The 6,009-nt window shown below is 60.8% G+C and carries 4 protein-coding genes and 2 pseudogenes; 4 read left to right on the top strand and 2 right to left on the bottom strand.

The window, feature by feature from the left end; all coding sequences use genetic code 11:
* On the top strand, positions 1 to 731 hold a 731-nt coding region (locus EN949_RS32065; protein ID WP_164782604.1), incomplete at its 5' end, for an FAD-dependent oxidoreductase.
* 69 nt (positions 732 to 800) lie between these two features.
* Here the strand turns inward: EN949_RS32065 and EN949_RS36865 are convergent.
* Positions 801 to 995, bottom strand: a pseudogene (locus EN949_RS36865) (DUF459 domain-containing protein); the annotation flags it as partial.
* 1,181 nt (positions 996 to 2,176) lie between these two features.
* Positions 2,177 to 2,485 (bottom strand): helix-turn-helix domain-containing protein, encoded by a 309-nt coding sequence (locus EN949_RS37310; RefSeq protein WP_236473435.1) that lies wholly within the window; start codon positions 2,483 to 2,485, stop codon positions 2,177 to 2,179.
* Positions 2,486 to 2,850: 365 nt separating this feature from the next.
* Between EN949_RS37310 and EN949_RS36860 the strand changes: the two genes are divergently transcribed.
* From EN949_RS36860 to EN949_RS32040, 3 genes and pseudogenes are all read left to right on the top strand, one after another.
* On the top strand, positions 2,851 to 3,093 hold the full coding sequence (locus tag EN949_RS36860; RefSeq protein WP_224571023.1) for a hypothetical protein: 243 nt from the start codon (positions 2,851 to 2,853) through the stop codon (positions 3,091 to 3,093).
* 1,053 nt (positions 3,094 to 4,146) lie between these two features.
* Positions 4,147 to 4,368, top strand: a pseudogene (locus tag EN949_RS32045) (insulinase family protein); the annotation flags it as partial.
* Between the two features lie 57 nt (positions 4,369 to 4,425).
* Entirely contained in the window at positions 4,426 to 5,484 is a 1,059-nt protein-coding gene (locus EN949_RS32040) for a class I SAM-dependent methyltransferase (RefSeq protein WP_024504268.1), read from the top strand.
* Positions 5,485 to 6,009 lie beyond the last annotated feature (525 nt).

Below are 6,009 nucleotides of genomic sequence, written 5' to 3'. Positions count from 1 at the left end.
CGCCGCGCGCGGCCGGCATTCCCGGCGACGATCTCGGCGGCGTGCATGACGCGATGCCCTATCTGGTGCAGCAGAACAGGCGTGTCGGCGGCGAACCGATCCAGTCGGTGGCGTGGCCGTCGCATCCGATCCTCGCCGGCGGCCAGCATGTCGTCGTCGTCGGCGGCGGCGACACTGCCTCCGACTGCGTCGGCACCGCCTTCCGCCAGGGCGCGGTGCGCGTCACCCAGCTCGACATCCGGCCGCAGCCGCCGGAAAAGGAAGACAAGCTGTCGGTCTGGCCATACTGGGCGACCAAGATGCGCACGTCATCCTCGCAGGCCGAAGGCGCCGAGCGCGAATTCCAGGTGGCGACGCTTGAATTCATCGGCGAAAACGGCCAGCTGACCGGGGTCAAATGCTGCGAAGTCGACGAAAAGCGCAAGCCGATCGCCGGCACCGAATTCGTCATCCGCGCCGATCTCGCGTTCATCGCCATCGGCTTTGCCGGGCCAGCCGCTCGCGGGCCGGTGTCGGAACTGGCCGGCCAGATGAAGATCGCCATTGACAGCCGCCGCTCGAAGAATGTCGAGGCCAATGACCGGGACTACAGGACCAGCGTCGAAAAGCTCTATGCGGCGGGCGACGTGCGGCGCGGCCAGTCGCTGGTCGTCTGGGCGATCCGCGAGGGCCGCCAGGCGGCGCGCGCCATCGATGAGGCGCTGATGGGATCGAGCGTGCTGCCGCGCTGAGTCCGTCTCGAGACCCTACTTGTGCGGCCACCTGAAGGCGCTTTCCGCCCTTCCGCTGCCCCGGGCAGCTTACGGACTGATCGCCGTGGTCGTTTCGGTTGTGGCCCCGGCCGCAGGCTGCCGCCTTGGCGGCCAAGAAAAATCGTCGGCGCGGCCGGGCGCAGCAGCGGGCGCCTTGCCCTCGACGACGAATTTTTCACCGGGCCCGTCCGGCTTGGCCGGCGCTGCGGCACCGAGAAGTTCCGAACCGCCGTCGAGTGCCGGTGATTGCGAGTCGGCGTCGGTAGCCGGGTCGGCGGCCTCAGTCTTTTCCTTCGAGGGTGGACTACGTTACTGGCCAGTACCGGCAACGCATCGAAGGAACTTTACAATCATAAAGGTACGTCACTGGTCTCGCGGCTCACCTATGACGATCTAGACGCGCATTCGAGTCCACAATCCGACTGGCATTTTCGTAAAGGCCTCCTCGGTGCGGGCGGCATCAGGGAGGATTTTCTCATGACGAGGACTTCTTACGGAAATGGGGGGCTACTCAAACACATTCAGTGATCAGCGCGGGGGCGGCGTCAGCTATTTCACCGCCGATCTTGGATATAATTTCTTGAACTCACCGCGCTACCGCATCGGTGCTTTTGTTGGCAACAATTTCTGGCACGAGAGCTACGATGCTTTCGGTTGCACGCAGCAGGCGACCAACTGGGGAACCTGTGTGCCAACCGTCCCACCTACGTCAACCTCTCAGCCAGGACAACGATTGGCATTCGCTGCGACTCGGCTTGGCCGGGCAGACGCAACTCACCGAGCGACTCAGCCTTTCTGGTGACGTGGCGTTCCTCTTCACGCGGCTCGACGGCAAAGAGCAGCACCACATGCGCCCAAGATCAAGCTAATTCCCGAAGACGGCGATGGGCATGGCGTCCAGCTCGAGGCGGTGTTGCGGCCGTGGCGAATAACGGCACCGCTCATTTCGAAGAGGCAATGGGCGGTCGTGGTTCCCCGCAGGCCGACGATTGGAAGGCAAAGCGCTACGGCGTTTTCGTGCAGGCTAGCATCAAGTTCAACTGAGAGAGCAAGAACCGAGGAGAGCGGCGATGCCACTCCAGCTCATTACGATCATTGGATCAACAGAAGGAAGTTTTCCGAAGAGTTTTGCAAGCGTGCGCAAAGTCGCCAGACAAAGTTCTCTCGGTCCATAGTGTACGTGCCGTCACGCCCGTTCTCGACATGGTTGAATGATACGTCCCGCGCGATCGATCAAAGTCGTTTTTCATTGGTTTTCCGGAAATCGCGGGGAGCACAGCGTGCTGTGACCCTCGCCTGCTGGTTTTCTGTCAACGCGCAGATGAGGGAGAATGAGCGTACAGCAAAAATCATCAGTGCTGTCGCTTTCGCCAAAGCCCGCCGCAGCTAAACGGGGTCCCACGCCCGGTAGCGCCCCCTGCCGGTCACCTCACGGATGCCGAGTTCGGCACCAGCCCGAGCGCAGCGCGCTGGCTAATTTTCAGCTCGGCCGCGACCAGACCTGCCGACACCAGCGGCCGCGCCAGCACCAGCTCGATCAGCGCCGGCAGGCTCGAGTTTTTGCGCCGGTTCCTGAGCCGGCGCTCCATCTGGCTTTTGGCCAGCGCCTGGATGATTGCAAGGCTGAAACAGTCGATGGAACGCCCCTCCAGCGAAGCCGAACCGGACGAGGCGCGCGCGCCAGGTCCTTCGGCTGCCATCGGCACGCTGGGTTTAAGTGCTTGGGGTGACACGGCGTGATCTCCGCCGTTGGCGGGAACAGGGCAGTGCAATAGTACTGCCCTGTTCCTTTTGATCAGAGGCCAGTGCGGATTTCTTCGGCAAGCGCCCTCAACGTCGTCTCGACGTCATCGCCGTTTACCATCTTCTGCATCGCCACGGCCCATGCGTTCATGGCTTCGCCGAAGCCGACACGCGGTGTGAAAGCCAGCGCGGCTTGGTCCTGTATCTTTTTGAAGCTGTCAACGAAGTTGTTGAACTCGGGCTGCGAAGCGTACTTAGTCCAGGTGTCGTCTGCCAGGTCGACGTGCGCGGCGGATTGACGAGCTGGCCAGCAAGGGCACCCTTGAGCGCCACCTGCTTGGAGGTGGCCCACGGGATGAACAGCCAGGCCGTGCCCTTCTTTTCGGAAGCCGCGTTCATGGCGAGAGCCCAGATCCAGATGTCAGACTCCAAGCTCGTGGCGCTCGGTGCGTGCAGCGGCGGAGCGAAGGCGATCTTGCCGGATGCCGGCTTCCCCGCAACATCGTTCCAGAAGCCGAACATATTTGAGTCGATCGTCATCGCGCTGCGGCCGGACGCGAAGGAAGGAGCCGCGCACTTCTTGATCATGTCCACGTAATGTAGTCGTATCCAGCATCGGTAAGCTTCCAATCGCTCAGGTATTTGTCCAGCGGCTCCAGGGCGCCACTCGGAGCGAGGTCCTACGCGGGCTGAATGCCAGTGCCGAACACATCCCATGCTGGCGACTTCGTCGTCAGTTGGATCGTCATCTTGTTCCAGTAAGAATCGTCTGGGTAGAGTTCCGGCGTGACCTTGATGCCGGGTCAGCTTCTCGAACTCCGGAAATTGCGCAGCGAGAGCATCCGCATAGGGGTGGATGTCGTAGGCCCAAGTTATGCTGGTCCCTTCGAATTGACGCCAGTTCACGGTGTCGGCAGCGGCCGAATTAGTGAGCGATGCCGAGACGGCAAAAAACGCCAAGTCAAAAGCAAGCTGTTTGCGAAGCGACGCGCACCTGTAACGAGTACGGGGAATGAGCGACCCATGTAATCCTCCCTGGGGCATTTTGCCAATTTTTGGGTCCACTCCTCCATCCCGAGTTCGCTCATAGCCACAATAAGCGGTTTCCAACGAGCTCGCTCTGAATGCACCAGGCCAACTGGGTAAAAACGGGTAACCGGCACTAAAAGGCGTTGTAGTATCGCCACCAGAAATACTGCTCCGTGGTGCTGGCCTTTGCCTGGGGGCGCAACACGGCAACTACCCGCTCAAAACGGTTGGTCCTCTACCTCTTATTCACCGTCGCTTTCCTCGCGGCCTAACCCGGCCGGAATATCCGTTGCCAGAAAAAGGCCTCGCGGCCGGTTCGAGGCTCATCCCTCCTCCGAAGCAGCACGCTCAAGTATCGTCACAAGCCCCGAGCGCTTCGCGTTCGGCGATGTCCAAATTCCGACAATGTCGGATACAGTCAGATCTACTGGATTGCGTTTGAATGGTTTTCTCATTTGGCACAGTACATGCGGGTCATCCGCAAAACACGTGACCGACCAACAAGAGTTCGCATGATCACCTTACCACAACATACAGCCGCCGCGGAACAATCACTTGGCCCCTGATCGCCCACCCCGGCACCACAACCGGAGTCATCGATGTTCTGACAGGCTGCCCAAGGATACCTGCTGCAACAGGGCTTGCCCTGGTGACGACCACTCCGGCTCCGCCGGTTACCGACGAGGGCAAAGTGACGGATTTCCTGCTTTTCAACGGCATGGAGGTGGCTGTCATTCCCGACCACCGCGCCGGTCGTCACCCATATGGTCTGGTGCAGGATCGGCAGCGCGGAATGAGCCGCCGGGGATATCTGCATGTCTTCGAGCATCTGATGCTCAAGGCGCCTCATGACGAGCACGGCTCCGTCGCCTGGAGAGATTGAACCCAAAGGGAGATTCAGATGTCTGAAGCGAATCAGGAAAAGTTGGACGCATTCTTGGGGAAAATGGTCGGCGATCTCGGTGCGATCGCAACGGGCGCGGGAGTCCTGCTGGGGGACAGACTCGGCCTGTTCAAGGCATTGCGCGAAGGCGGCAAGATGACGGCCGCCGAACTTTCGACACGCACCGGCACCCAGGAACGCCTCGTAAGGGAATGGCTTTCCGGGCAGGCGGCGGCGGGTTACGTCGACTACGATGAAGCGAGCGACAAATTCTATCTCAACGCCGAGCAAGAGCTGGTGTTCGCTGATGAAGACAGCCCGGCCTTCATGGCAGGCGCATTCGAGTTCCTGTCCGCGCTGTGGCTCGATGAAGAAAAGGTGAGGCAGGCATTCCAGTCCGGCAAGGGCGTCGGGTGGCACGATCATAGCGCGTGTCTGTTTCGCGGTACGGAACGGTTCTTCCGTCCAGGCTACAATGCCAATCTGATCGACTCCTGGCTGCCGGCCTTGGAGGGCGTCGTCGAGAAGCTCGAACGCGGCGTGGACGTCGCGGATGTTGGATGCGGTCATGGTGCATCGACCGTGCTCATGGCACAGGCCTTCCCCAATTCGCGCTTCGTCGGCTTCGACTATCATGCCCCTTCGATTGAGCGCGCCCGCAAGGCGGCCGAGGTAGCCGGCGTCGGCGTTAACACGCGGTTCGACGTGGCGGCCGCCAAGAGCTATCCCGGAACCTATGACCTCGTCACATTCTTCGATTGCCTTCACGACATGGGCGACCCGACGGGCGCCGCCACCCATGTCCACGGATCGCTCAAGCCGGACGGCACGTGGATGATCGTCGAGCCGTTCGCGCATGATCATCTGGCGGCGAACCTCAATCCCGTCGGCCGCGTTTACTATGCCGCTTCCACTTTCGTGTGCACGCCCGCATCCGTGTCGCAGGAAGTCGGGCTCGCGCTTGGAGCCCAGGCCGGTGAGGCGAGGCTGCGCAAGGTTGTGACCGGCGGCGGCTTCAAGCGATTGCGTCGCGCCGCGGAGACACCGTTCAACATGGTGCTGGAGGCCCGCCCTTAGCGTGGCCGTCGCCAGAAATTGCAGCTCATCGCATTTGATGAAGATCACCGCCAAAAATCCGGACGCATCGGGCACATTTTCAAGGCGTCTGGGTTCACGCAGAGGTCGCTGCCGAGTTGTGTGCCAAGAGTCCCATACGTTGCGGCTCAGAAAGGACCCCACGCACGGCGACGAACATGCCCATAGCGATGGCCGCTATAATCACATATGTCCACCATGGCGCGTTCACAAAGCTGGTAAGCCACGTCGCACCGAACGCGCTTACGACAAAAACGAGAGCCTCGATAAAAAGACTGAGCCTGTACACATTCAGTCGTCTCATCCTCATACCACCCATCCAAAGACTGAGCTTGTTGCGCTACTGCGACAGAGCCTAACATATTGGAGAGTGCTCACTAGTCGACCGTGAACAATCCGAGCCCTAAGCGGCGACCGGCTTCGGCCGGATTTGAAGCAGGGCAATCAAGAGCGACAAAAACCCCTTCAGCCACCTGAGCAGGAGGGAGAAGTTGTAGCCGGCGGCGG

Source organism: Mesorhizobium sp. M7A.F.Ca.US.007.01.2.1, from assembly GCF_003998165.1.
Lineage (GTDB): Bacteria > Pseudomonadota > Alphaproteobacteria > Rhizobiales > Rhizobiaceae > Mesorhizobium > Mesorhizobium ciceri.
The sequence above is the reverse complement of the archived record's forward strand: the minus strand, read 5'-3'. Positions and strand labels throughout refer to the sequence as shown.

What these genes read in the sequence shown, in the direction of transcription:
- EN949_RS36860 (WP_224571023.1), top strand. Translation starts at nt 2,851, where the DNA reads ATGAACAGCCAGGCCGTGCCCTTCTTTTCGGAAGCCGCGTTCATGGCG.
- EN949_RS32040 (WP_024504268.1), top strand. Translation starts at nt 4,426, where the DNA reads ATGTCTGAAGCGAATCAGGAAAAGTTGGACGCATTCTTGGGGAAAATG.